Source organism: Rhizobacter sp. P5_A1 (assembly GCF_056400745.1).
The window spans coordinates 60902-86756 of sequence record NZ_JBFUKR010000009.1 but is presented as its reverse complement, the minus strand read 5'-3'; the positions used below and the strand labels follow the sequence as shown (position 1 = coordinate 86756).

Sequence of the window (25855 nt, the reverse complement as noted above, 5' to 3'; positions counted from 1 at the left end):
GCAGTCGGCGGGGCGAATGACTCGGCTTCAGGCGGCCTGACGGTCGACGTGCCCGTGGCGCGTGTACAGGAAGTCGAGAACCTCCTTGCGGTAGTGCACGTAGCGCGCGTCTTCGGCCAGTTCGATGCGGTCGCGCGGCCGAGCGAGGTCGACGCTCAGAATCTCGCCGATGGTCGCGGCCGGCCCGTTCGTCATCATCACGATGCGATCGGACAGCAGTACCGCTTCGTCGACGTCGTGCGTGACCATCACCGTCGTGCTCTGCGTACGGCCGACGATCTTCAGCAATTCGTCCTGCAACCGTGCGCGCGTGAGTGCGTCGAGCGCGCCGAAGGGTTCATCGAGCAGCAGCACCTTTGGTTCCATCGCCAGCGCGCGCGCGATGCCCACACGCTGCTTCATGCCACCGGAGATCTCGTGCGGACGCTTCTGGGTCGCGTGGTCCATGCCGACGAGCGCAAGCGCGGCATGGGTGCGCTCGGCCAGCATCGCCTTGCTCTCGGTGCCGGCGAAGACGCGCTCGACCGCGAGATGCACGTTCTCGAAGCAGGTCAGCCAGGGCAGCAGCGAGTGATTCTGGAATACGACCGCGCGTTCCGGGCCCGGGGCGGCGATCTCGCGGTTGTCGCACAGCAATGCGCCGGCGGTCGGCAAGGTCAGCCCGGCGATCAGGTTCAGCAAGGTCGACTTGCCGCAGCCCGAATGGCCGATCAGCGTGACGAACTCGCCCTTCGTCACGGTCAGGTTGATGTCGCGCAGCGCATGGAACTGGCCCTTGCGCGTCTTGAACACCATCTCGGCGTGCTGAACTTCGATGAAGTGACCCATGGTGGAGCTTCCTTTCAGACTTCGTCGAAGCTGAAGCGCTTCGCGATATTCACGAGCAGCATTTCCAGCACCAGCCCGACCACGCCGATGACCAGGATCGCGATCAGGATATGCGGCACGTTCAGGTTGTTCCACTCGTCCCAGACCCAGAAGCCGATGCCGACGCCGCCGGTCAGCATCTCGGCCGCGACGATCACCAACCACGCGGTGCCGACCGACAGCCGCACGCCCGTCAGCATGTAGGGCAGCACGGCAGGGAACAGGATTTTCGTGACGACCTTCCATTCCGACAGGTTCAACACGCGCGCGACGTTCAGGTAGTCGGCCGGCACGCGCTGCACGCCGACCGCGGTGTTGATGATCATCGGCCAGATCGAGCAGATGAAGATCGTCCAGATCGCTGCCGGGTTCGCGGCCTTGAACACGAGCAGCCCGATCGGCAGCCAGGCCAGCGGCGAGACCGGCCGGAGCAGGCTGATCAGCGGCGAGAGCATGCGGTTCAGCACCTCGAAGCGGCCGATCGCAAAGCCCATCGGGATGCCGACCAGCGCCGCCAGACCGAAGCCGACCGCAACCCGTTCGAGCGAGAACAGGATGTTCCAGCCGATCCCCTGGTCGTTCGGACCCTTGCTGTAGAACGGGTCCGAGAACACCTTCACCGCCTCGGCGAAGGTCGCTGCCGGTGTCGGGAAGCTCGTGCTCTTCAGCGTCAGCAGGGCCCAGATGCCGATCAACAGTGCGATGCCGAAGATCGGCGGCAGCACCTTGAAGCCGAGCTCGCGCCAATCGTACGGCGCCTGGCGCACCACGGCGGCTCGCTCTGGCTTGGCGACGGGCGGATTGGCGACCGCGACGCTCGGCGCCGGTGCGGCGGTGATCGCCGGCTGTCGCGGGGAATGAAAGACTGCAGCGACCATCGCGGTTCTCCTCGAAGTTTGATGAGGCTCAGGCCTTGACCTTGAAGGCGTCGGCGTACTTCTTGGGGTCCTTGCCGTCCCACACGATGCCGTCGATCAGCTTGCTGCTGCGCAGCGGGTCCTTGGGCACGCTGACCTTGACCTGCGCGGCCGCCTGCTTGTACAGATCGATCTGGTTGATCTGGGTCGCGACGGCCAGGTAGTCCGGATGCTCCTTCAGCAGGCCCCAGCGCTTGTGCTGCGTCAGGAACCACATGCCGTCGCTCAGGTACGGGAAGTTGACCGCGCCGTCGTTGAAGAACTTCATGTAGTTCGGATCGTCCCAGGTCCTGCCCAGGCCGTTCTGGTAGCGGCCCAGGATGCGCTGGTTGATCACGTCGACGCTGGTGTTGACGTAGCTCTTGTCGGCCACGGTCTCGGCCATCTTGTTCTTATTGGTCAGGCTCGCATCGATCCACTTGCCGGCTTCGAGGATCGCCATCATGACTGCGCGCGCGGTGTTCGGATACTTCTTGACGAAATCGTGCGTCGTGCCGAGCACCTTCTCGGGGTGATCCCTCCAGATATCCTGCGTCGTGACCGCGGTGATGCCGATGCCGTCGGCGATCGCACGGTGGCCCCAGGGCTCGCCGACGCAGTAGCCGTCCATGTTGCCGACGCGCATGTTCGCGACCATCTGCGGCGGGGGCACGGTGATGACCTTGGCGTCCTTGAGGGGGTTGATGCCGGCCGCGGCCATCCAGTAGTACAGCCACATCGCATGGGTGCCTGTCGGGAAGGTCTGCGCGAAGGTGTACTCGCCTTTCTCCTTCGCCATCAGCTTGGCCAGGCTCGGACCGTCGACGGCGCCCTTGTCGGCGAGCTTCTTCGACAGCGTGATGGCCTGGCCGTTATTGTTCAGCGTCATCAGCACGGCCATGTCCTTCTTCGGGCCGCCGATGCCGAGGTGCACGCCGTAGACCAGGCCGTAGAGCACGTGTGCCATGTCGAGCTCGCCGTTGACGAGCTTGTCGCGCACGCCGGCCCACGAGGCTTCCTTGGTCGGGATGATCTTGACGCCGTACTTCTTGTCGAAGCCCAGTACAGAGGCCATCACGACCGACGCACAGTCCGTCAGCGGGATGAAGCCGATGCGGACCTCTTCCTTCTCGGGCTTGTCGGAGCCTTGCGCGTAGACGGCGGTGTTCAGGCCGGGAACGAGCCCGGCGGCGCTCACCGCGGCGGCGCCTTTGATCAGGTTGCGGCGGGTCATGTCAGGCTCTCGAATGACGGGTGTGTTCATGGTGGTCTTGAAGGCGATGCGAAAAGCAAAAAGGCGTCCGCACGGACCCGGCCTGTGGCCATTGAGTCGTGGGGACGCCATCGTCCGGCGCAAGCTCACCCGCTTCGGTGCGCTTGCGTTTTGTCAGAAGATCGCCATTGATCTTCCGATGGGGCAATATGCAAATGGTGTGCCAGCGCCGGTGCACAGCAGCGGTGCGCCGGTGATCCCACCGGTGCCCGCGCGCTACGCGAGCAGGTCGGCGACGTCGATCACGCGCTGCGCGACCTCGGCGACCTTCAGGCCCTTGTCCATCGCCGTCTTGCGCAGTCGCGCGTAGGCTTCGTTCTCGGCGATGCCTTGGCTGCGCATCAGGATGCCCTTGGCACGGTCGATCGCCTTGCGGCCCGAGAGCTCGGTGCGCGCCGCCGCGAGCTCCTGCCGCAGGCCTTCTTCGTGCTGGAAGCGTGCGAGCGCCACCTCGAGCACCGGTTTGACGCGGTCCGGCGCGAGTCCGGCGACGACGTAGGCGGTAACCCCCGCAGCGATGGCCTGCTGCACGTGCGAGGTGTCGTTGTCCTCGGTGAACAGCACGATCGGCCGACGCGCATCGCGCGTGGCCATCACGACGTGCTCGAGCGTGTCGCGCGCCTGACTCTCCGCGTCCACGATGATCATGTCGGGCCCGATCTGGGCCAGGCGTTCGGGCAGGAAGACGTCAGCCGGCAGCACCGCAACGATGTTGTAGCCGCCTTCCAGCAGGCCGATGCGCAGCCAGCGCGAGCGCCGGACCTCCGTCTCGGAGGCGGAATCGGTCGAATCGGCAGCCAACGAGTCGGGCGCAACAATGACGATGCGCAGAAGCGCAGGGGTGGACATGCTCCGGTTGGAGCAACATTCACGCCAATGGGTTCATCGCCTTGTCGGCGTCGGCAACGAGCAGCGGTGGTATCAGCGGTCAGCGTGCGCGGACGCGAGCGCCCGGCGCAGCCAGCCGCCGAACGGGCGCAGCGAGCCAAACAGCGAGTCGGGGACCGGGGCCTCGCGTTCGGTGATCAACTCGCGCGACTCGAGCATCTCGAGAAAGCTGCGCACCTCATGGCGGCGGATCCCGCTGCATTCGGCCAGCTGGGCCAGCGTCATGTGCCTGTGAGACATGTCGCTCAGCATGCGCCGGTAGGCGATGCGGTCGAACGGGGCCCGCAACTGCGGCCAGGCGACAAGACGGTATTCTTTCATGGGACCGACGACTCGTTTTGTAGTGGCAACGAATCTGCGCCGTTGCTCGACAGGACAATAGAGGGTAGGCCTTTATTGGCGCGGCGTGAAGGGTCGAACGCACAATGTACGGGAAACTACCGATGGCGGGAAGTCCGCCACCGGCACAAGTCCACGCAATGACGCGAGGCTCACGAGGGCTTGCGCAGCACGCGCTTGACTTCGCTCTGCCAGGGCAGGGCGTGCACCATCTGGTGCAGGTGCACCGCCATCTGGGTCTGCGTCATTTCCTCGCCATGGGCGTCGATGAGGCGCAGGTTGGTGACCATGCCCAGTGGGTCGGACATCGCCACGACGCCCTGGCGCAATTCGACCCAGTCCCAGGCGACGCCGGCCGCGCAGGCTTCGGTGTGATCGCCCCACAGTGTCTGTCCGCTGCACGGGATGTCGTCGTCGCCAAAAGTCAACACCCGGGTTCCGAGGTGGACGAGATGCAGCGAGGGGGCCGAGGCGGCCTGCCACAATACCGGGGCCCACGCATAGACGATCCACGCCGGTGTCATGTTGCGGGGCAGGGTCATTGCGTCGATGATCGAATCTCCTCGAGGGATCAATGATGTGCCCAGTGTGGCAACAGAATCGGGTCTTGCCATCTGTCAATGTTTACAGGTTGCACACGGGTATCGTGCGAATCTGTGACCAATTGCGTGTTCGGAGCTGAAGGGGCGGCATGCTTCAGGGTGGCTTTTCGGAGGTGCTGAAGAGTCGGGACCGCGACGAGTTCCAGGATGAGCTTGTCGCGTTCACGCGGCGCTTGGGCTTCGACAAAGTCGCCGCGACGCTGGTGCTCGATCACATGTTGGGTGAGGCCGAGTTCATCATCGTCGACAACGCTCCAGTCTCTTACCAGGAGTCGTTCCAGGACCCGGAGAGCTGGCGCCGCGATCCGGTAATGCAGCATTGCAAACGCCAGAGCGTCCCGATCATTTGGGATCAGGCAACCTACGTGCGCAAGGGTGTCGGTGAGCTCTGGGAAGAAATGGCCGGCCATGGCTACTGCAATGGCATCGCGTTGGCGCTGCACATGCCCGAAGGTCGGCATTTTCTACTCGGCGTCGAGCGTGATCGCCCGGTGCCGGACGACCCCGGCGAACTGACGCGCATGGTTGCCGATTTGCAGCTGTTCGCCGTGCACGCGCAGGACGCCGCTGCACGCATCCTGATACCTGCTTCCGCCGATCCCGCGCTGCCTTCGCTGACGCCGCGCGAACTCGAGTCCTTGCGTTGGACGATGGAGGGCAAGACGGCGTGGGAGGTCGGCAACGTGCTCGGCATCACTGAGCGGACCGCGTCGCTGCACGTCAACAACGCAACCCACAAACTGGGCTGCGTGAACAAGCACCAGGCCGTCTTGAAGGCGCTGCGAATGGGCTTGCTGCGCTGACATCTGTGGCCCGTGTGAACTCCTCCCGGTGAGTTCGCACACGTTGTGTCAACCCCCACCCTGTAAGACTTTACAGTTACCCGTTTGCTTGGTCTCTGATGGAATCTGGTTCGTGCATGCGACGCGTGCATCCAGCCAACCTTTCGGAGCCTCAGATGCAAACCAAGCCCACTTTCGACCTGTCCGCTGTCGTCGTTCGCCAACCCACCGACGCCGCGGCGACGCAAACCTGCCCCATCGAACTGGACTTGACGGCTTTGCAATCCGTCGGCGGCGGTCTTCCTCGCGGCGGCTGGTCTGCGGATGCCACGGTCGTCGATACCGACTTGCCGCGCGGCGGCTGGTAATCCCCGTCCATGGCCGGCCTGTTCCGGGCCGAGGCCCTCGAGCATCGTGAGCGTGACTGGCTCGGCAGCATTCAGCTGATCCGCCCCGTCTCGTTGGCGGTGTTGACCGCGCTCGCCGTTCTCGTGGCGGTCGCCGTCGCGGCGTATCTGACGCTCGGGGAATACACGCGCAAGGCTCGCGTCGGTGGCTATCTCGTGCCGGATCGCGGCGTGATCCGGCTGCTCGCGCCGCAGCCGGCAACCGTTGTCGAAAGCCATGTGGCCGAAGGCCGCGCGGTTCGGCGTGGCGACGTGCTGTTCGTGCTCGCGGTCGGCCAGGCGACGCTCAGCGGCGACACGCAGGCCGCCGTCCAGACCAGCATCGCGTCGCGCACGCTCAGCCTGCAGGGCGCGGCCCGGCAGCGCAGCGAGCTTGAACAGGCACAACTCGCCGCGATCGATCGCCAGATCGACGAAATGCAGCGCGAGCTCGGGTCCATGAAGATCGAGTCCGATCTGCAACGCCAGCGGCTCACTCTGGCCGAGCAGGCCCAGGCGCAGTACGAGTCCCTGCGCAACGACAACTTCGTCTCGTCGGCACAGGTGCGCGCCAAGGCCGAGGAGGTGTTGAATGTCAAGGCGCAGCTGCAGGGCCTGGAGCGCCAGCGCGCGACGCGCCTGCGCGAGATCGCGACCCTGCAGGCGCAGCGCCGCGAGCTCCCGCTGCAGGCGCGCAGCGCGCAAGGCGTGATCGATCGCGATCTGGCGGCGCTGGCCCAACAGGCCGCCGAGACCGAGGCGCGGCAACGCATCGTCGTGCGTGCGCCGCAGGATGGCGTCGTCAGCGGCGTGCTCGCTGGGCCCGGCCAGACGGTGACGCCGGCGGTCGCGCTCGCGACCTTGCTGCCAGCCGACGCGAAACTGCAGGCGCACCTGTTCGCGCCGTCGAGCGCGGTCGGCTTCGTGCGCGCGAACCAGCCGGTGCAGCTGCGCTACCAGGCCTTCCCGTACCAGAAGTTCGGCCATCAGTCGGGCGAGGTCGTGCAGGTGTCGCGCTCGCCGCTGCAGGCCTCCGAACTCGCCGGGCTGGCGCTGCCGGCGTCGCTCAGCGCTGCCGGCGAGCCGCTGTATCGCATCACCGTGACGCTCGACCGGCAAAGCGTCGCCGCCTACGGTCAGCCGCAGGCGCTCGCGCCGGGGATGCAGCTCGAGGCCGATGTGCTGCTCGACCGGCGCCGGCTGATCGAGTGGCTGTTCGAGCCGGTGCTCGGCATCGCAGGCCGGGTGTGAGGCGATGATGGGCGGCAACGGCTGGCTCGACGGGTTGCGTCTCGGCTTCGGCGGGCATCGCCTGCCGGTGATCCTGCAGACCGAAGCCGCCGAATGCGGCCTGGCGTGCATCGCGATGGTCGCGGCGCACCACGGGCTGCGCAGCGATCTGCCGACGCTGCGCCAGCGCTTCCCGATGTCGCTGAAAGGCGCGACGATGGCCGACCTGGTGCGGCTGGCCGGCCACCTGCAGCTGAACTCCCGCGGCTTGCGCGCGGAGATGTCGCACCTGCCCGACCTCGTGCTGCCCTGCATCCTGCACTGGGATCTGAACCACTTCGTCGTGCTGAAGGAAGTGACGCGCGGCATCGCGGTGATCCACGACCCGGCGCGCGGCGTGCGGCGCCTGTCGATGGCCGAGGTCTCGAAGCACTTCACCGGCGTCGCGCTCGAGCTCGTGCCGCAGGCCGAGTTCAGGCCGCACACCGAGCAGCAGACGGTCAGCCTGCGCCAGCTGCTCGGCCGCGTGACGGGGCTGCGACGTTCGCTGCTGCAGATCTTCACTCTGGCGCTGACGCTCGAGGCCTTCCTGCTGCTGTCGCCGTTCTTCATGCAGTGGGTCGTCGACAGCGTGCTCGTCGGCCTCGACCGCGATCTGCTTGTCACGCTCGGCATCGGCTTCGGCCTGCTGGTGCTGATCCAGGTCGCGACCGGCGCGATCCGCTCGTGGGCCGTGCTGCACCTGTCGACGACGCTGAACCTGCAGTGGCTCGCGAACGTGTTCGCGCACCTGATGCGCCTGCCGGTCGAGTGGTTCGAGAAGCGACACACGGGTGACGTGCTGTCGCGCTTCGGCGCCGTGCAGAAGATCCAGCAGACGCTGACCACCAGCTTCATCGAGGCCGTGCTCGACGGCCTGCTCGTCGTCGTGACGCTGGTGATGATGCTGATCTACAGCGGGCTGCTGACCGCGATAGCGGTCGGCGCGGTCGCGGTCTACGCGGCGCTGCGCTGGGCCTTCTTCCGGCCGCTGCGCGACGCGACCGAGGAGTCGATCATCTTCGAGGCCAAGCGCGCCAGCCACTTCCTCGAATCGCTGCGCGGTGTGCAGTCGATCAAGCTGTTCAATCGCCAGGAAGACCGGCAGGCGCGCTTCATGAACCTCGTCGTCGACGCGATGAACGCCAACATCGCGACGCGCAAGCTCGACCTGATGTTCAGCGTCGGCCACAAGCTCGTGTTCGGCCTGGAGCGCATCGCGATCGTCTGGGTCGGCGCACTGCTGGTGATGGACCACAGCTTCTCGGTCGGCATGCTGTTCGCGTTCATCGCCTACAAGGAGCAGTTCGCGACCCGCATCAGCGCGCTGATCGACAAGGTCGTCGAAGTCAAGATGCTGAAGCTGCAGGGCGAGCGGCTCGCCGACATCGTGCTGACCTCGCCTGAGCCGCAGGCGGAGTTCGCACCGCGCGCGCTGGAGCTGCCGGTCAGCCTCGAGTTGCGCAGCGTGCACTTCGCGTATTCCGAATCGGAGCCGCAGGTCCTGCGCGGCCTGAGCCTGCAGATCGAGCCTGGCGAGTCGGTGGCGATCGTCGGCCCGTCCGGTTGCGGCAAGACCACGCTGCTGAAGCTGATGCTGGGCGTGCACGCGCCGCAGGTGGGCGAGATTCGTGTCGGCGGTGTGCCGCTCGCCCGTCTGGGCCTGCGCGCCTGGCGCGACATGATCGGCACCGTGATGCAGGACGATCAGCTCTTCGCCGGCTCCATCACCGACAACATCAGCTTCTTCGACCCGCAGGCTGATCCGGAGTGGGTTGCCGAGTGCGCCCGCGTCGCCGCGGTGATCGACGACATCGACGCGATGCCGATGGGCTTTCACACGCTGATCGGCGACATGGGCGGCAGCATCTCGGGCGGTCAACGCCAGCGCATCCTGCTCGCGCGGGCGCTGTACAAGCGGCCGAAGATCCTGTTCCTTGACGAGGCCACCAGCGCGCTCGACGTGGAGCGCGAGCGCGAGGTCAACCAGGCGATCCGCCAGCTCGATCTGACGCGCATCATCGTTGCGCACCGACCCGAGACGATCGCCTCGGCGAGCCGAGTCATCGTGCTGCAAGACGGCAAAGTGTCGCAGGACCTGCGCAGCGTTCCCGGTGGCGGCAACAACAGCCACGCCCGCTGACGGGGCGTCCGGCGACGCGCGCATCGCCCTAAACTCGACGCGATGAATATTCTGGGAATCGAATCGTCGTGCGACGAGACCGGGGTCGCGCTCGTCGAAGCAACGGGTGGAGACACGCCACGGCTGCGCGCGCACGCGCTGCACAGCCAGATCGACATGCACCAGGCCTATGGCGGAGTCGTGCCCGAACTGGCCTCGCGCGACCACATCCGGCGCGTGTTGCCGCTGGCGCGCCAGGTTCTCGAGGAGGCCGGAGCCACGCTGGTGGATGTCGATTTCGTCGCCTACACGCGCGGCCCAGGGTTGGCGGGCGCGCTGCTGGTCGGCGCGGGGGTCGCGTGCGCGCTCGCCGCGTCGCTGCAACGTCCGGCGATCGGCGTACATCACCTCGAAGGGCATTTGCTGTCGCCGTTCCTGTCGGCCGATTCGCCGGAGTTCCCCTTCATTGCGCTGCTCGTCTCCGGCGGCCACACGCAGCTGATGCGGGTCGAGGATGTGGGCCGCTACGAGTTGCTCGGCGAGACGATCGACGACGCCGCCGGCGAAGCCTTCGACAAGTCGGCCAAGCTGCTCGGTCTCGGCTATCCCGGCGGGCCGGCGCTCGCGCGCATGGCCGAGTTCGGCGATGCGAGCGCGTTCACGCTGCCGCGTCCGTTGCTGCACAGCGGCAACCTGGACTTCTCGTTCGCCGGCCTGAAGACGGCTGTGCGCACGCAGGTGATGAAGCTCGGCAGCAACGTCTGCGAGCAGGACAAGGCGAATGTCGCCGCGGCAACGCAGCAGGCGATCGTCGACGTGCTGGTGCGCAAATCGCTGCAGGCCCTGCGCGAGACCGGGTGCCAGCGCATCGTCGTCGCCGGCGGCGTCGGCGCGAACACGCGGCTGCGCGAACAACTGAATGCCGAATGCGCGAAGCGCGGGGTCCGGGTGCACTATCCGGAGCTCGCGCTTTGCACCGACAACGGCGCGATGATCGCGCTGGCGGCCGCGATGCGCCTGCAGCGCGGCCGCGCGGCAACGTCGACCGACTATGCGTTCAACGTGATGCCGCGCTGGCAGTTGGTGGCGGCCTGAGACTCAGTTGACGCTCAGCCGGGTCGCGCCGGTCGCGACCTTCTTCGGCAATGTCAAGGTCAGCACGCCGTTCTCGAACTTCGCCTGCGACGACGCCTGATCCACCTCGGCCGGCAGGCTCACAGTGCGCGCATAGCGCGAAGCGCTGCGCTCGCGGTAGAGAGCGCGCCGAGTGTCCGGCTTCGGCGCGTCGGCAACGGTTTCGGTCTCGACAGGCTTGGCGGCGTCGGCGGTCTCGATGCTGACGCGACGGCCCTCGACCGATACCTTCAGCTGCTCGCGGCTCACGCCGGGCACGTCGAGCGCGACGATGTAGGCGGTGTCGGTTTCGCTCACATCGAGCGCCGGGGTGCGCGCGCCGGCTGCGGCGCCACCGAAGTAGCGATCGATCGACTCATCGAACAGGCGATCGACGACGCGGCTGAAGTGCGGCGTGACCGAGCGAACGGCAGGGCGGGACAGCGGCAGAACGAACATGGCGTGACTCCTACAATCAGGTTTCGCTGCCGCACCGTGCAGCAAGCATGCCGCTGAATTTGGAGCGGCATTTTTGTTTTCAAGGGACTTGAAATTGTCGAAGCTGCGAAGTGTGTTGGGTGCTTGTGCGCTGGTGTCGGGGATGCTTTGGACGAGCGCCGAAGCGGCGAACGAGCCGATCAAGGTCGCGATGATCGAGGGCCTGTCGGGCAGCTTCGCGAATGCCGGCGAGGCCGTCTATCGAAACCTCCTGCTCGCGGTGGAGCGCGTCAACGCGCGCGGCGGCGTCGGCTTGCCCGGTGGCGCACGGCCGCTCGAGCTGTTGCGCTTCGACAGCAAGGGCAACAACGAAGAGACGCTCGCGATGCTGAAGTCGGCGTTCGACCAGAAGGTCGGCTTCGTGATGCAGGGCAACAGCTCGGCCGCCGCGGCGGTGCTGATCGACGCGCTGAACAAGCACAACGAGCGCGAGCCGACCGAGCGCGCGCTGTACCTGAACTACTCGGCGGTCGACCCGGCACTGACGAACGAGAAGTGCAGCTTCTGGCACTTCCGCTTCGATGCAAACGTCGACATGCGGCTCGCCGCGCTGACCGACGTGCTGCGCGACGATGCGAGCCTGCAGCGCGTCTACCTGATCGGGCAGGACTACAGCTTCGGCCAGCAGGTGCTGAAGCAGGCCCGCGCGAGCCTGGCCTCGAAACGGCCCGACATTCAGATCGTCGGCGACGAATTGCATCCGCTCGGCCGCGTCAAGGATTTCCTGCCGTACGCCGCGAAGATCAAGGCCAGCGGCGCGCAGGCGGTTCTGACCGGCAACTGGGGCAACGACCTGACGCTGTTGATCAAGGCGGCGCGCGAGGCCGGCGTCGAAGCGCGCTTCTACACCTTCTACGGCAACGCGCTGGGCGCGCCGGCCGCGATCGGCGAGGCCGGCGTCGATCGCGTGCTGGCGGTTGCCGAGTGGCATCCGAACGTCGGCGGCGCGGCCTCCGAGCGCTTCTATGCGAGCTTCCGCGAGCGTTTCCCGAGGCCGCAGGACGACTACGTCCATGCGCGCATGCAGGTGATGGTGGAGATGCTCGCGAGCGCGATCGAGCGCGCGCGCAGCACCGATGCGGTCGCGGTCGCGAAGGCGCTCGAAGGGATGAAGCTCGAGCGCGCGACGTTCGGCGGTTTTCACGAGGGCACGATGCGCGCGGTCGACCACCAGTTCATCCAGCCGCTCTACGTGAGCGCGATGGCGCGCGTGGGCGCCGCCGGCGTGGCGCACGACAATGAGGGCTCTGGCTTCGGCTTTCGCACGGTCCGCCGCTTCGAACCGCGCCTCACCGAACTGCCGACCACCTGCAAGATGGAGCGCCCCTGAAGGACGACGATGCGACAGGTCATTGATCAATTGCCCGGCTCGAAGATTCGCGAGGTTGCCAACGCGGGCCTGGGGCGCGCCGACGTGCTGGCGTTCTGGTTCGGCGAGAGCGACGAGCCGACGCCGGCCTTCATCCGCGAGGCGGCGATCCGATCGCTCGACGACGGCGAGACCTTCTACGCACACAACCTCGGCCTGCCCGAACTGCGCGAGGCGCTGTCGGCCTACATCGCATCGCTGCACCGGCCGGTCGCCGCGGAACGCATCGCGGTCACCTCGTCCGGCGTCAACGCGCTGATGCTTGCGATGCAGGCGCTGGCCGGCGCCGGCGACGAGGTCGTCGCGGTCGTTCCGGTGTGGCCGAACCTGACGGCGCAGCCCCTGATCCTCGGCGCGAGCGTCAAGCGCGTCTCGCTGACCGTGGAGGGCGGCGCCTGGCGGCTCGACATGGCGACGCTGCTGGAGGCCGTCACGCCGAAGACGAACGTACTGCTGATCAACGCACCGAACAACCCGACCGGCTGGACGCTGAGCCGCGCCGAGCAGCAGACGATCCTCCAGCACTGCCGGCGCACCGGCACCTGGATCATCGCCGACGAAGTTTATGAACGCGTGTACTTCAAGCCCGGTGAGCGGTGTGCACCGAGCTTTCTCGACTTGGCCGAACCCGACGACCGCCTGGTCGTCGCGCACAGCTTCTCGAAGAGCTTCCTGATGACCGGCTGGCGCCTGGGCTGGCTGGTGATGCCGCCGGCGCTGGTGCCGGCGATGGGCAAGCTGATCGAGTTCAACACCTCGTGCGCGCCGGTCTTCGTGCAGCGTGCGGGCCTCGCGGCGCTGGCCGGCGCGGCCGACTTCGTCCCCGGGCTGGTCGGGCGATTGCAGCATTGCCGCGACACCTTGCTGCCGCAGCTGGCCGCGTTGCCCGGCGTGCAGGTCGCGACCCCGGAAGGGGGCATGTATGCATTCTTCCGCGTCGAAGGTCAGGACGATTCGCTCGCGTTCGCGAAGCGCCTGGTGGCCGAGGCAGGACTCGGCTTGGCGCCCGGCGCGGCTTTTGGCGCCGAGGCCGAAGGCTGGCTGCGCTGGTGCTTCGCGTCGCAGGACACGACGCGGCTGACGCGCGGGGTCGAGCGGCTGAGATGGTTCCTCGGTCTATAATTGCCTGGTTTCGCGTTTGCCTCTTGGTCCAGACGCGAGCAAGGCACGCCACTGGTCGGTTTCACCGGTGTGCGCAAGTGGAGCTCCAACGTGAGCGCAATCGAAACCGTGGCATTCCGCGATAACGTCCAATCGACGGCTGGGTGGCTCGGTTTCACAACTGGAAACGAGTGATGTCCAACGCCACCATCGACAAGGCCGCCATCGTCGCGGCAAATGCGCGCAGCGCCAACGACACCGGGTCTCCCGAAGTCCAGGTCGCGATCCTGACGGCCCGCATCAATGACCTGACGCCGCACTTCAAGGCCCACCTGAAAGACCACCATGGTCGTCGCGGCCTGCTGAAGATGGTCAACCAGCGCAAGAGCCTCCTGGCCTACCTGAAAGACCGCGACGCCGAGCGCTACCTGGCGCTGATCCAGAAGCTGGGTCTGCGCAAGTAATCGAAGAACAAGAAAACGGAGCCTGTCTGGAATTCGCCAGCACAGGCTCTTCGTTTTTCTGCACAGGAACTGCAAGCCGCCGGCGCTGCTGTGTCATTCCACCGAGGTTTCCGCCGCGAAGCACCGCTGGAATGGCATCCCGCCCGACGCTGACAAGTTCCCGGGTCTGCGTGCCACCCTGAAGGCACACGACTACAACCGGAGAGACACGCATGAGCATGTTCAACAAAGTCACCAAGACCTTCCAATGGGGTCAACACACCGTCACGCTCGAGACCGGCGAGATCTCGCGCCAGGCGGGTGGCGCGGTGATCGTCAACATCGAAGACACCGTCGTGCTCGCCACGGTCGTTGCGGCCAAGAACCCGAAGCCGGGGCAGGATTTCTTCCCGCTGACCGTCGACTACATCGAGAAGACCTACGCGGCCGGCAAGATCCCCGGCAGCTTCTTCAAGCGCGAAGGCCGCCCGAGCGAGCTCGAGACGCTGACCTCGCGCCTGATCGACCGCCCGCTGCGCCCGCTGTTCCCGGAGGGCTTCTACAACGAAGTCCAGGTCGTGATCCACGTGCTGTCGCTGAACCCGGAAGTCTCGGCCGACATCGCCGCACTGATCGGCTCGAGCGCCGCGCTCGCGATCTCGGGCATTCCGTTCAGCGGCCCGATCGGCGCCGCGCGCGTCGGCTACATCAACGGCCAGTACGTGCTGAACCCGGGCAAGACGCAGCTGCTCGAATCGAAGATGGACCTGGTCGTCGCCGGCACCGAGGCGGCCGTGCTGATGGTCGAGTCGGAGGCGCAGCAGCTGTCCGAAGAGATCATGCTGGGCGGCGTCGTGTTCGGTCACGAGCAGGGCAACATCGCGATCAACGCGATCCACGAGCTCGTGCGTGACGCCGGCAAGCCGGCCTGGGAGTGGGCCGCCGCGCCGAAGGACGAACCCTTCATCGCGAAGGTCGCCGCGCTCGCCGAAGGGCCGCTGCGCGAGGCCTACCAGATTCGCTCGAAGCAGGCCCGCACGCAGGCCACGCGCGCCGTGACGGCCGCGACGGTCGCGTCGCTGCAAGGCGAGGGCGTGGCCTTCGACAAGGTCGCGCTCGACAACGTGCTGTTCGAGATCGAGGCGAAGATCGTGCGCAGCCAGATTCTGGCCGGTGAGCCGCGCATCGACGGGCGCGACACGCGCACCGTCCGCGCGATCGAGATCCGCAACAGCGTGCTGCCGCGTGCCCACGGCTCGGCACTGTTCACGCGCGGCGAAACCCAGGCCCTCGTCGCCGCGACGCTCGGCACTGCGCGCGACGCGCAGAAGATCGATGCGCTCGCCGGCGAGTACACCGAGCACTTCATGCTGCACTACAACATGCCGCCGTTCGCGACCGGCGAAACCGGCCGTGTCGGCACGCCGAAGCGCCGTGAGATCGGCCACGGCCGGCTCGCGAAGCGCGCGCTCGTCGCGGTGCTGCCGAGCCAGGCCGACTTCCCGTACTCGATGCGCGTGGTCTCCGAGATCACCGAGTCGAACGGTTCGTCGTCGATGGCTTCGGTGTGCGGCGGCTGCCTCGCGCTGATGGATGCCGGCGTGCCGCTCAAGGCGCACGTCGCCGGCATCGCGATGGGCCTGATCAAGGATGGCAACCGCTTCGCGGTGCTGACCGACATCCTCGGCGATGAAGATCACCTGGGCGACATGGACTTCAAGGTCGCCGGCACGACCGCCGGCGTGACCGCGCTGCAGATGGACATCAAGATCCAGGGCATCACGAAAGAAATCATGCAAGTCGCTCTGGCGCAGGCCAAGGAAGCGCGCCTGCACATTCTCGCGAAGATGACCGAAGCGATGAGCGGCGCCAATGCCGAGGTCTCGCAGTTCGCACCGCGCTTGTACACGATGAAGATCAACCCGGAAAAGATCCGCGACATCATCGGCAAGGGCGGCGCGACGATCCGCGCGCTGACCGAAGAGACCGGCTGCACGATCGACATCGGCGAAGACGGCACGATCACGATCGCGTCGACCGATGCCGACAAGGCCGCGTTCGCGAAGAAGCGCATCGAAGAGATCACCGCCGAGGTCGAAGTGGGCAAGGTCTATGAAGGCCCGATCACGAAGATCCTCGACTTCGGTGCGCTCGTGAACCTGATGCCGGGCAAGGACGGCCTGCTGCACATCAGCCAGATCGCGCACCAGCGCGTCGAGAAGGTCACCGACTTCCTGAAGGAAGGCCAGATCGTCAAGGTCAAGGTGCTCGAGACCGACGAGAAGGGCCGCGTCAAGCTGTCGATGAAGGCGCTGATCGAGCGCGAACAGCAGCAGCCGCAGTTCCAGCCGCAGGAGTGAGGTCCGGTTCGATGAGGGTCATCGAGATCACGGCACATGGCGCACCCGAGGTGCTGGTCGAGGCGGTTCGGCCGGACCCGGTCGCCGGCGCCGGCGAGGCGCTGATCCGCGTTGCGGCGTCGGGCGTGAATCGGCCCGACGTGCTGCAGCGCAAGGGGCACTATCCGGTGCCGCCGGGCGCCTCCGATCTGCCGGGGTTGGAGATCGCCGGCGTGATCGTCGGCGGCGATGACCGGGCGCTCGCGGCGGCCGGGTTCAAGCGCGGCGATCGCGTCTGCGCGCTGGTGGCCGGTGGCGGCTATGCGGAACTCTGCGTGGCGCCGATCGGGCAATGCCTACCGGTGCCGGCCGGGCTGACCGACATCGAGGCCGCGAGCCTGCCGGAGACCTTCTTCACCGTCTGGTCGAACGTGTTCGATCGCGCACGGCTGACCGCCGGCGAGACGCTGCTGATCCAGGGCGGCACGAGCGGCATCGGCGTCACGGCGATCCAGATCGCGAAGGCGGCAGGCGCGATCGTGGTCGCGACCGCCGGCAGCGACGAGAAGTGCGCTGCCTGCGTCGGGCTCGGCGCCGATCATGCGATCAACTACCGCACGCAAGACTTCGTCGACGAAGTGAAGCGCATCACCGCGGGTCGCGGCGTCGACGTGATCCTCGACATGGTCGCCGGCCCGTACGTGGCGCGCGAACTGAAGTGCCTCGCCGAAGATGGGCGGCTCGTGTTCATCGCGGTGCAGGGCGGCGTCGAAGCCCAGATCGACGCCGGTGCAGTGCTGCGCAAGCGGCTGACGATCACCGGTTCGACCTTGCGGCCGCGGCCGGTGGCGTTCAAGACGGCGATCGCCACCGCGCTGCGCGCGACAGTCTGGCCGTGGATCGAGTCCGGCGCGATCAAGCCGGTCATCCACGAGGTGTTTCCGGCCGCGCAGGCCGCCGCCGCGCACACGCTGATGGAATCGAACCAGCACATCGGCAAGCTGGTGCTGGTGTGGTGATCACGACCATCTCGGAGGCTTCAGGCATGCATCGCAAACTCGTCGTCGGCAACTGGAAGATGAACGGCAACCGCGCGGCGAATGCCGAGCTCCTCGCCGCATTGAAGGCTGCCGGTCCGTGGGTCGCCGAGGTGGCGGTCTGCGTGCCGGGCCCTTACCTCGGCGACGTGGCGTTGTCGCTGCAGGGCGAGGCGATCGGCTGGGGCGCGCAAGACTGTTCGGCCTTCGAATCGGGCGCCTACACCGGCGAGGTCTCGGCCGCGATGCTGGCCGAGTTCGGCTGTCGCTATGTGCTGGCCGGCCATTCGGAGCGCCGCGCGTACCACGCCGAAAGCGACCAGAGCGTCGCCGACAAGGCCAAGGCCGCGCTCGCGCACCGCATCACGCCGATCGTGTGCGTCGGCGAGACGCTGGCCGAGCGCGAGGCGGGGCACACCGACGAGGTCGTGAAGCGCCAGCTCTCGGCGGTGATCCACACGCTCGGCCACTGCATCTCGCAGATCGTCGTGGCCTACGAGCCGGTCTGGGCGATCGGTACCGGCAAGACCGCGACACCCGAGCAGGCGCAGGCCGTGCACGCACTGCTGCGCGCACAGCTGAAGGCCGCGACCGAGCATGCGGGCGACATGAAGATCCTGTACGGCGGCAGCGTCAAGCCCGACAACGCGCCGACGCTGTTCGGGCAACCCGACATCGACGGCGGCCTGATCGGCGGCGCCTCGTTGAAGGCGCCCGAGTTCGCCGCCATCTGCCGCGCGGCAGGCTAAGTCGTCAGCCGCGCGCGCTTCGAGAATTTTGGAGTCAGAAGAATGAACCTGTTGTTGAACCTGGTGGTGGCGTTGCAGATCATTGCGGCGCTGGTGATGATCGGCCTCGTGCTGATCCAGCACGGCAAGGGCGCCGACATGGGCGCGTCGTTCGGCAGCGGTGCCTCCGGCAGCCTGTTCGGTGCGACCGGCAGCGCGAACTTCATGTCGCGTTCGACGGCGGTGTGCGCCGCGGTCTTCTTCGCCTGCACGCTGGCGCTGGCGTTCTACTCGAACGATCGCGCTCGGCCCTCGAGTGGCAGCGTTCTCGACCGTCCTGCGGTCTCGGCGCCGGCCGCGAGCGGCCCGCTGACCGGCGCCGCGCAAGTGCCGGGCGCCGCGAGTGCGCCGGCCGCTGTGCCCGCCGCATCGGCCTCGACCGCGCCTGCGGCGCCGGCGCCGCAGGCCTCGGGCGCGGGAGCGATTCCGACCAAGTAGCGCTTGCCTGTTTGATGCCTCGCGCGGGGCGTCATCCGCGTTGCTGCGGTGCAGCGTGCGAAGCGAAAGCGCGTGGCTTTCAGGTTAGAATGCGCAGCTGTCCGGTGAGCTACTCCTCATGCGATCCGGGCACTGATTCAAGTGCGGGTGATTGCAAGAATCGCTGTGCTTGGCCGTCGTGGTGAAATTGGTAGACACGCTATCTTGAGGGGGTAGTGGCGAAAGCTGTGCGAGTTCGAGTCTCGCCGACGGCACCAAAATTGCTCGATCCCGTTGAACGCTGCGTGGCATCGCGCAACGGGTCGATCCGCTCCAGCTATCGCAGGCTCTCGCGGGCTTGCTTGACCCATGAATCTGGAACCTTACCTGCCCGTCATCCTGTTCATCCTCATCGGTGCAGCAGTCGGTGTGGTGCCCCAGGTGCTCGGTTTCATCATGGGTCCGAACCGGCCCGACAAGGCGAAGAATTCGCCTTACGAATGCGGCTTCGAGGCCTTCGAAGACGCGCGCATGAAATTCGACGTGCGCTACTACCTCGTCGCCATCCTGTTCATCCTGTTCGATCTCGAGATCGCGTTCCTCTTCCCGTGGGCGGTGTCGCTGAAGGAGATCGGCACGAGCGGCTTCTGGGCCATGATGCTGTTCCTCGGCATCCTCGTCGTCGGCTTCGCCTACGAGTGGAAAAAGGGTGCGCTCGATTGGGAATGATCGAACGAACTCACCAAAGAGCCGACCAAAGGGACGACCAAAGAGAAGCACCATGGGCATTGAAGGCGTCATGAAAGAAGGCTTCGTCACCACGAGTGTCGACGCCCTGATCAACTGGTCCAAGACCGGCTCGCTGTGGCCGATGAGCTTCGGCCTCGCATGCTGTGCCGTCGAGATGATGCACGCCGGCGCGGCGCGCTACGACATCGACCGCTTCGGCATGCTGTTTCGTCCCAGCCCGCGTCAGAGCGATCTGATGATCGTCGCCGGCACCTTGTGCAACAAGATGGCGCCGGCGTTGCGCAAGGTCTACGACCAGATGGCCGAGCCGCGCTGGGTGATCTCGATGGGCTCGTGCGCGAACGGTGGCGGCTACTACCACTACAGCTACTCGGTTGTGCGCGGCTGCGACCGCATCGTGCCCGTCGATGTCTACGTGCCCGGCTGCCCGCCAACCGCCGAGGCGCTGCTTTACGGAGTGCTGCAACTGCAGGCGAAGATTCGCCGCGAGAACACGATCGCGCGCGCATGAAGATCGACGTCCTTGAACACGCGCTCAAGACCGTCCTGGGCGAGCGCCTGAAGACGCTGGTGCGCCAGCGCGGCGAACTGACCGTGACCGTCTCGGCCGTGAATTACGTCGAATCGGCGCTGCTGCTGCGCGACCACGCCGAGCTGAAGTTCGAACAGAACATCGACCTGTGCGGCGTCGATTACGCGAACTACAAGGATCAGGCCTGGGAAGGGCCGCGCTTCTGTGTCGTGTCGCACCTGTTGTCGGTCTCGAAGAACTGGCGCGTGCGCCTGAAGGTCTTCTGCCCCGACGACGACGTCCCCGTCGTCGCATCGCTGACCGATGTCTGGAGCTCGGTCAACTGGTTCGAGCGCGAGGCCTTCGACCTGTACGGCATCCTCTTCGAGGGTCACAACGACCTGCGCCGCATCCTGACCGACTACGGCTTCATCGGGCATCCGTTCCGCAAGGATTTCCCGGTCTCGGGCCACGTCGAGATGCGCTACGACGACGAGCAGAAGCGCGTGATTTACCAGCCGGTGACGATCGAGCCGCGCGAGATCACGCCGCGCATCGTCCGCGAAGACAACTACGGCGGCCTGCACTGAACGCGTCATGGCAGACATCAAGAACTACACGCTGAACTTCGGTCCGCAGCACCCGGCCGCGCACGGTGTGCTGCGCCTCGTGCTCGAACTCGACGGCGAAGTGATCCAGCGCGCCGACCCGCACATCGGCCTCTTGCACCGCGCGACCGAGAAACTCGCCGAGAGCAAGACCTTCATCCAGTCGCTGCCCTACATGGACCGGCTCGACTACGTGTCGATGATGTCCAACGAGCACGCGTACTGCCTCGCGATCGAGAAGCTGCTCGGCGTCGAGGTGCCGATCCGCGCCCAGTACATCCGCGTGATGTTCGACGAGATCACGCGCCTGATGAACCACCTGCTGTGGCTCGGCGCGCACGGGCTCGATTGCGGTGCGATGAACATCTTCATCTACTGCTTCCGCGAGCGCGAAGACCTGTTCGACATGTACGAGGCGGCATCGGGTGCGCGGATGCACGCGGCCTATTACCGGCCGGGCGGCGTCTACCGCGACCTGCCCGACACGATGCCGCAGTACAAGGCCTCGAAGGTGCGCAACGCGAAGACGATGGCGCAGCTCAACGAGAACCGCCAAGGCTCGCTGCTCGACTTCGTCGACGATTTCGCGAGGCGCTTCCCGAAGTGCGTCGACGACTACGAAACGCTGCTGACCGACAACCGGATCTGGAAGCAGCGCACCGTCGGCATCGGCGTCGTCAGCCCCGAGCGCGCGCTGAACCTCGGCTTCACCGGCCCGATGCTGCGCGGCTCCGGCGTGCTGTGGGACCTGCGCAAGCACCAGCCCTACGAGGTCTACGACCGGATGGACTTCGACGTGCCGCTGGGCGTCAACGGCGACACCTACGACCGCTACCTCGTGCGCGTCGAGGAGATGCGCCAGGCCAACCGCATCATCCAGCAGTGCGTCGCCTGGCTGCGCGCGAATCCCGGCCCGGTCATCACGTCGAACCACAAGGTCGCGCCGCCGTCGCGCCTCGAGATGAAGTCGGGCATGGAAGACCTGATCCACCACTTCAAGCTCTTCACCGAAGGTTTCCACGTGCCCGAAGGCGAGGCCTACGCGGCGGTCGAGCACCCGAAGGGCGAGTTCGGCATCTACATCGTCAGCGACGGCGCGAACAAGCCATACCGGCTGAAGATCCGTCCGCCCGGCTTCTCGCACCTGGCCTCTCTCGACGAGCTGTCGCGCGGCCACATGATCGCCGACGCGGTTGCGCTGATCGGCACGATGGACATTGTTTTTGGCGAGATCGACAGATGATCAGCGAATCCACCCGCGGACGCTTCGACAAGGAAGTCGCGAAGTATCCGCCCGAGCAGAAGCAGTCGGCCGTGATGGCCTGCCTTGCGATCGTGCAGCAGGAGCAGGGCTTCGTCTCGGACGAGAGCGAGAAGCTGGTCGCCGAGTACCTGGGCATGCCGCCGATCGCGGTGCACGAGGTCACGACCTTCTACAACATGTACAACCAGCAGCCGCTGGGCCGGTTCAAGTTCAATGTCTGCACGAACCTGCCGTGCCAGTTGCGCGACGGGCAGAAGGCGCTCGATCACCTGTGCCACAAGCTCGGCATCGACGAGGGCGGCACGACTGCCGACGGCCTGTTCACGGTGCAGAAGAGCGAGTGCCTGGGTGCCTGCGCCGATGCGCCCGTGATGCTGGTCAACGATCGCCAGATGGTCAGCTTCATGAGCAACGCGCGGCTCGATGAACTGGTCGAGACGCTGAAGGCGGCAGGAACGGGAAACCGCGCATGAACCCGCAACTCGATCTGTCGAAGTTTCAGGCCTCGGGCACCGAGACCTGCTTTCACGACCGCCACATCGGCGCGCAGATCTACGACGGCCTGGACGGCAAGAACTGGCGCCTGAAGGACTACGAAGCGCGCGGCGGCTACCAGGCCTTGCGCAAGATCCTCGAGGCCGGCGAGGGCAAGGGGATGACGCCCGATCAGGTCATCGCCGAGGTCAAGGCCTCCGGCCTGCGCGGCCGCGGCGGCGCAGGCTTCCCGACCGGCCTGAAGTGGAGCTTCATGCCGCGCCAGTTCCCCGGCGCGAAATACCTCGTCTGCAATTCGGACGAAGGCGAGCCCGGCACCTGCAAGGACCGCGACATCCTGATGTTCAACCCGCACATCGTCATCGAAGGCATGGCGATCGCGGCGTACGCGATGGGCATCAAGGTCGGCTACAACTACATCCACGGCGAGATCTTCGAGGTCTACGAACGCTTCGAGGAGGCGCTCGAGGAAGCGCGCGCCGCGGGCTACCTCGGTGACGCGATCCTCGGTTCGGGCTTCAGCTTTCAGCTGCACGCGGCGCACGGCTTCGGTGCCTACATCTGCGGCGAAGAAACCGCGCTGCTCGAATCGCTCGAAGGCAAGAAGGGCCAGCCGCGCTACAAGCCGCCGTTCCCCGCGAGCTACGGGCTGTACGGCAAGCCGACGACGATCAACAACACCGAGACCTTCGCGGCGGTGCCGTGGATCATCCGCAACGGCGGTGCGCCGTACCTGGCGATCGGCAAGCCGAACAACGGCGGCACGAAGATCTTCTCGGTCGTCGGCGATGTGCAGAACCCGGGCAATTTCGAGATTCCGCTCGGCACGCCGTTCAGCAAGCTGCTCGAACTCGCCGGCGGCGTGCGCCCCGGCCGCACGCTGAAGGCCGTGATCCCCGGCGGCTCGTCGGCGCCGGTGCTGCCGGCGGCGATCATGAACGAGCTGACGATGGACTACGACAGCATCGCGAAGGCCGGCTCGATGCTCGGCTCCGGCGCGGTGATCGTGATGGACGACACCCGCTGCATGGTCAAGAGCCTGCTGCGCCTGTCGTACTTCTACATGCACGAGAGCTGCGGCCAGTGCACGCCATGCCGCGAGGGCACCGGCTGGCTGTTCCGCATGGTCGACCGCATCGCGAAGGGCGAGGGCCGCATGGAAGACATCGACCTGCTGAACTCGGTCTCGGACAACATCCAGGGCCGCACGATCTGTGCGCTCGGCGACGCCGCGGCGATGCCGGTGCGCGCGATGATCAAGCACTTCCGCGACGAGTTCGTCCACCTCATCGAGCACAAGACCGCGAAGGTCGCCCAGGTCGCGGTCACCGCATAAGAACATGATCGAAATCGAACTCGACGGACAGAAGGTGGAGGTGCTGGAGGGCAGCATGGTGATGCATGCCGCCGACAAGGCCGGCACCTACATCCCGCACTTCTGCTATCACAAGAAGCTCAGCATCGCGGCCAACTGCCGCATGTGCCTGGTCGACGTCGAGAAGGCGCCGAAGCCGATGCCGGCCTGCGCGACGCCGGTCACGCAAGGGATGATCGTGCGCACCAAGAGCGCGAAGGCACTCCAGGCCCAGAAGGGCGTGATGGAGTTCCTGCTGATCAACCACCCGCTCGACTGCCCGATCTGCGATCAGGGCGGCGAGTGCCAGCTGCAGGATCTGGCGGTCGGCTACGGTGCGTCGAGCACGCGCTACGACGAAGACAAGCGCGTCGTCTTCCACAAGAATGTCGGCCCGCTGGTCGCGATGGAAGAGATGAACCGCTGCATCCATTGCACGCGCTGCGTTCGCTTCGGCCAGGAGGTCGCCGGCGTGATGGAGCTTGGCATGATCCACCGCGGCGAGCACTCCGAGATCACGACCGTCGCCGGCGACACGATCGACTCCGAGCTGTCGGGCAACATGATCGACATCTGCCCGGTCGGTGCGCTGACGAGCAAGCCGTTTCGCTACAGCGCCCGCACCTGGGAGCTGTCGCGCCGCAAGAGCGTCAGCCCGCATGACAGCACAGGCAGCAACCTGATCGTCCAGGTCAAGAGCAACCGCGTGATGCGCGTCGTGCCGCTCGAGAACGAAGACGTCAACGAGTGCTGGCTCGCCGATCGTGACCGCTTCTCGTACGAAGCGCTGAACGGCGCCGATCGCCTCACCGCGCCGATGATCAAGCAGGGCGGCGCCTGGAAGGCCGTCGACTGGTCGACCGCGCTCGAGTACGTGAGCCGCGGGTTGACGCAGATCTCCGTCGACCACGGCCCCGCCGGCATCGGCGCGGTCGGTTCGGCGCACAGCACGGTCGAAGAACTGCACCTGCTCGCGAAACTGGTCCGCGGCCTGGGCAGCGAGAACATCGACTACCGGGCCCGTCACGCCGACTTCGGGGTCGAGAACGGCGGCGCGGCGACCCAGGGATCGCCTTCGGCTCGTTGGCTCGGCACGACGATCGCGTCGCTGTCGAACCTGCAGCGCGTGCTCGTCGTCGGCTCGTTCCTGCGCAAGGATCATCCGCTGCTCGCGCAGCGCATCCGCCAGGCCGCGCGCAAGGGCGCGAAGGTGCACAGCATCCATGCCCTGCACGATGACTGGCTGATGCCGATGGCGTCGCAGGCCTCGGTCGCGCCGAGCGGGTGGGTCCAGGCGCTGGCCGACGTGGCCGCCGCGATCGGCGCCGGCAACGGCGGGACGCCGCCGCTGGCCGGCCAGGCTACCGACAACGCCAAGCTCATCGCCGCGTCGCTCGCGAGCGGCGAGCGCAAGGCAATCCTGCTCGGCAATGCCGCAGCCCAGCACCCGCAGGCGAGCAGCCTGCTGGCGCTCGCGAACTGGATCGGCGCGCAGACCGGCGCGAGCGTCGGCTACCTGACCGAAGCCGCGAACACCGTCGGCGCGCAACTCGTCGGGGCGCTGCCGCGCAACGGCGGGCTGAACGCCGGCCAGATGCTCGGCGGCCCGGCGCTGAAGGCCTGCGTGCTGCTGAACATCGAACCGACGCTCGACGCCGCGAACGCCGCGGCCGCGAGCGCCGCGATGCAGGCCGCCGAGATGGTCGTCGTGCTGACGCCGTTCAAGAACGCCGCCCACGATGTCGCCGACGTGCTGCTGCCGATCGCGCCGTTCAGCGAGACCTCCGGCACCTTCGTCAACGCCGAAGGCCGGGTGCAGAGCTTCCATCGCGTCGTGAAGCCCCTGGGCGAGACGCGTCCGGCGTGGAAGGTGCTGCGCGTGCTCGGCAACCTGCTCGCGTTGAAGGGCTTCGATTTCGAGACCTCCGAAGAGGTGCGGGCCGAGGCGCTCGGCGACCCGACCACGATCCCTGCGCGTCTGAGCAACGCAAGCGGCGCTGCGCCCGCGTCGACCGGCGTCGCCGAGGCGGGACTGCCGCCGGCGCTTCAGCGGCTGGCCGACGTGCCGATCTACGCGACCGATTCGCTGGTGCGTCGCGCCAGTTCGCTGCAGCTCACCGCCGACGCGCGCGCGCCGGTCGCGAGCCTGCCGCAAGCGCTCTGGGCGCAGCTCGGGCTGAATGCCGGCGACAAGGTGCGCGTCTCGCAGGGCGCGGCGCAGGCCGTGCTGTCGGCACGCCTCGACGCCTCGCTCGCGTCTGACACCGTGCGTGTTCCCGCCGGCCACGCCGACACCGCGTCGCTCGGCGCGATGTTCGGCGCGATCGCGGTCGAGAGAGCCTGA

Annotated in this window: 26 protein-coding genes and 1 tRNA gene; 20 read left to right on the top strand and 7 right to left on the bottom strand. The window is 66.6% G+C overall.

The features are described from left to right. Positions 1 to 27 precede the first annotated feature (27 nt). From AC1DTW_RS12300 to AC1DTW_RS12275, 6 genes are all read right to left on the bottom strand, one after another. Positions 28 to 828 (bottom strand): ABC transporter ATP-binding protein, encoded by an 801-nt coding sequence (locus AC1DTW_RS12300; protein WP_477981415.1) that lies wholly within the window; start codon positions 826 to 828, stop codon positions 28 to 30. A gap of 14 nt (positions 829 to 842) precedes the next feature. Next, complete coding sequence (gene ntrB, locus AC1DTW_RS12295) at positions 843 to 1745, bottom strand: nitrate ABC transporter permease (protein WP_477981413.1); 903 nt, start codon at positions 1743 to 1745, stop codon at positions 843 to 845. Between the two features lie 28 nt (positions 1746 to 1773). Then, positions 1774 to 2997 (bottom strand): ABC transporter substrate-binding protein, encoded by a 1224-nt coding sequence (locus tag AC1DTW_RS12290; RefSeq protein ID WP_477981412.1) that lies wholly within the window; start codon positions 2995 to 2997, stop codon positions 1774 to 1776. Positions 2998 to 3252: 255 nt separating this feature from the next. Then, complete coding sequence (locus AC1DTW_RS12285; protein ID WP_477981411.1) at positions 3253 to 3885, bottom strand: ANTAR domain-containing response regulator; 633 nt, start codon at positions 3883 to 3885, stop codon at positions 3253 to 3255. A 72-nt stretch (positions 3886 to 3957) separates the two neighbouring features. Then, positions 3958 to 4245: a hypothetical protein gene (locus AC1DTW_RS12280; protein WP_477981409.1), complete on the bottom strand. Its 288-nt coding sequence runs from the start codon at positions 4243 to 4245 to the stop codon at positions 3958 to 3960. Between the two features lie 170 nt (positions 4246 to 4415). After that, entirely contained in the window at positions 4416 to 4805 is a 390-nt protein-coding gene (locus tag AC1DTW_RS12275) for a DUF4902 domain-containing protein (RefSeq protein WP_477981408.1), read from the bottom strand. Positions 4806 to 4954: 149 nt separating this feature from the next. Between AC1DTW_RS12275 and AC1DTW_RS12270 the strand changes: the two genes are divergently transcribed. The 5 genes from AC1DTW_RS12270 to tsaD all read left to right on the top strand — a co-directional run bounded on the left by AC1DTW_RS12270 (position 4955) and on the right by tsaD (position 10519). Then, positions 4955 to 5668: an autoinducer binding domain-containing protein gene (locus tag AC1DTW_RS12270; protein WP_477981407.1), complete on the top strand. Its 714-nt coding sequence runs from the start codon at positions 4955 to 4957 to the stop codon at positions 5666 to 5668. A 155-nt stretch (positions 5669 to 5823) separates the two neighbouring features. Next, positions 5824 to 6015, top strand: coding sequence for a hypothetical protein (locus tag AC1DTW_RS12265; protein WP_477981405.1), 192 nt, complete (start codon positions 5824 to 5826; stop codon positions 6013 to 6015). A gap of 9 nt (positions 6016 to 6024) precedes the next feature. After that, the gene (locus tag AC1DTW_RS12260; RefSeq protein WP_477981404.1) at positions 6025 to 7284 is read left to right on the top strand and encodes an HlyD family secretion protein; all 1260 of its coding nucleotides are present in this window, start codon (positions 6025 to 6027) and stop codon (positions 7282 to 7284) included. 4 nt (positions 7285 to 7288) lie between these two features. Next, entirely contained in the window at positions 7289 to 9445 is a 2157-nt protein-coding gene (locus tag AC1DTW_RS12255; protein ID WP_477981403.1) for a peptidase domain-containing ABC transporter, read from the top strand. A gap of 42 nt (positions 9446 to 9487) precedes the next feature. Then, positions 9488 to 10519 carry a tRNA (adenosine(37)-N6)-threonylcarbamoyltransferase complex transferase subunit TsaD gene (tsaD, locus tag AC1DTW_RS12250; RefSeq protein WP_477981402.1) on the top strand — a complete coding sequence of 344 codons (1032 nt, stop codon included), beginning with the start codon at positions 9488 to 9490 and terminating at the stop codon, positions 10517 to 10519. A 3-nt stretch (positions 10520 to 10522) separates the two neighbouring features. On the opposite strand, the gene AC1DTW_RS12245 is transcribed toward tsaD, so the two are convergent. Then, positions 10523 to 11179 (bottom strand): Hsp20/alpha crystallin family protein, encoded by a 657-nt coding sequence (locus tag AC1DTW_RS12245; protein WP_477981401.1) that lies wholly within the window; start codon positions 11177 to 11179, stop codon positions 10523 to 10525. Here AC1DTW_RS12245 and AC1DTW_RS12240 point away from each other — a divergent pair. From AC1DTW_RS12240 to nuoG, 15 genes are all read left to right on the top strand, one after another. Next, positions 11139 to 12365, top strand: a complete 1227-nt coding sequence (locus AC1DTW_RS12240; protein WP_477981400.1) for a branched-chain amino acid ABC transporter substrate-binding protein — start codon at positions 11139 to 11141, stop codon at positions 12363 to 12365. The genes AC1DTW_RS12245 and AC1DTW_RS12240 overlap by 41 nt on opposite strands. 9 nt (positions 12366 to 12374) lie before the next feature. After that, positions 12375 to 13526: a pyridoxal phosphate-dependent aminotransferase gene (locus AC1DTW_RS12235; protein ID WP_477981398.1), complete on the top strand. Its 1152-nt coding sequence runs from the start codon at positions 12375 to 12377 to the stop codon at positions 13524 to 13526. 173 nt (positions 13527 to 13699) lie between these two features. Then, positions 13700 to 13969: a 30S ribosomal protein S15 gene (rpsO, locus tag AC1DTW_RS12230; RefSeq protein ID WP_477981397.1), complete on the top strand. Its 270-nt coding sequence runs from the start codon at positions 13700 to 13702 to the stop codon at positions 13967 to 13969. A 212-nt stretch (positions 13970 to 14181) separates the two neighbouring features. Then, positions 14182 to 16308, top strand: a complete 2127-nt coding sequence (gene pnp, locus AC1DTW_RS12225) for a polyribonucleotide nucleotidyltransferase (protein ID WP_477981395.1) — start codon at positions 14182 to 14184, stop codon at positions 16306 to 16308. 11 nt (positions 16309 to 16319) lie between these two features. Next, a complete protein-coding gene (locus tag AC1DTW_RS12220; protein WP_477981394.1) occupies positions 16320 to 17306 on the top strand; it encodes an NAD(P)H-quinone oxidoreductase in 987 nt (328 codons plus the stop codon). Positions 17307 to 17332: 26 nt separating this feature from the next. Further along, the gene (gene tpiA, locus AC1DTW_RS12215) at positions 17333 to 18073 is read left to right on the top strand and encodes a triose-phosphate isomerase (protein WP_477981393.1); all 741 of its coding nucleotides are present in this window, start codon (positions 17333 to 17335) and stop codon (positions 18071 to 18073) included. 42 nt (positions 18074 to 18115) lie between these two features. Then, on the top strand, positions 18116 to 18550 hold the full coding sequence (gene secG, locus AC1DTW_RS12210; RefSeq protein WP_477981391.1) for a preprotein translocase subunit SecG: 435 nt from the start codon (positions 18116 to 18118) through the stop codon (positions 18548 to 18550). Between the two features lie 172 nt (positions 18551 to 18722). Next, positions 18723 to 18807: transfer RNA gene (locus tag AC1DTW_RS12205), tRNA-Leu, on the top strand. A gap of 91 nt (positions 18808 to 18898) precedes the next feature. After that, entirely contained in the window at positions 18899 to 19258 is a 360-nt protein-coding gene (locus tag AC1DTW_RS12200) for an NADH-quinone oxidoreductase subunit A (RefSeq protein WP_477981390.1), read from the top strand. 52 nt (positions 19259 to 19310) lie between these two features. Beyond that, complete coding sequence (locus tag AC1DTW_RS12195; protein WP_477981388.1) at positions 19311 to 19790, top strand: NuoB/complex I 20 kDa subunit family protein; 480 nt, start codon at positions 19311 to 19313, stop codon at positions 19788 to 19790. After that, positions 19787 to 20380 carry an NADH-quinone oxidoreductase subunit C gene (locus AC1DTW_RS12190; RefSeq protein ID WP_477981387.1) on the top strand — a complete coding sequence of 198 codons (594 nt, stop codon included), beginning with the start codon at positions 19787 to 19789 and terminating at the stop codon, positions 20378 to 20380. Before AC1DTW_RS12195 ends, AC1DTW_RS12190 begins: the two co-directional genes overlap by 4 nt. 7 nt (positions 20381 to 20387) lie before the next feature. Next, positions 20388 to 21641, top strand: a complete 1254-nt coding sequence (locus AC1DTW_RS12185; protein ID WP_477981386.1) for an NADH-quinone oxidoreductase subunit D — start codon at positions 20388 to 20390, stop codon at positions 21639 to 21641. Next, a complete protein-coding gene (locus AC1DTW_RS12180; protein ID WP_477981385.1) occupies positions 21638 to 22135 on the top strand; it encodes an NADH-quinone oxidoreductase subunit NuoE family protein in 498 nt (165 codons plus the stop codon). Before AC1DTW_RS12185 ends, AC1DTW_RS12180 begins: the two co-directional genes overlap by 4 nt. Then, positions 22132 to 23493: an NADH-quinone oxidoreductase subunit NuoF gene (gene nuoF, locus AC1DTW_RS12175; protein ID WP_477981384.1), complete on the top strand. Its 1362-nt coding sequence runs from the start codon at positions 22132 to 22134 to the stop codon at positions 23491 to 23493. The genes AC1DTW_RS12180 and nuoF overlap by 4 nt, the downstream gene beginning before the upstream one ends. Positions 23494 to 23497: 4 nt before the next feature. Then, complete coding sequence (gene nuoG, locus AC1DTW_RS12170) at positions 23498 to 25855, top strand: NADH-quinone oxidoreductase subunit NuoG (RefSeq protein WP_477981383.1); 2358 nt, start codon at positions 23498 to 23500, stop codon at positions 25853 to 25855.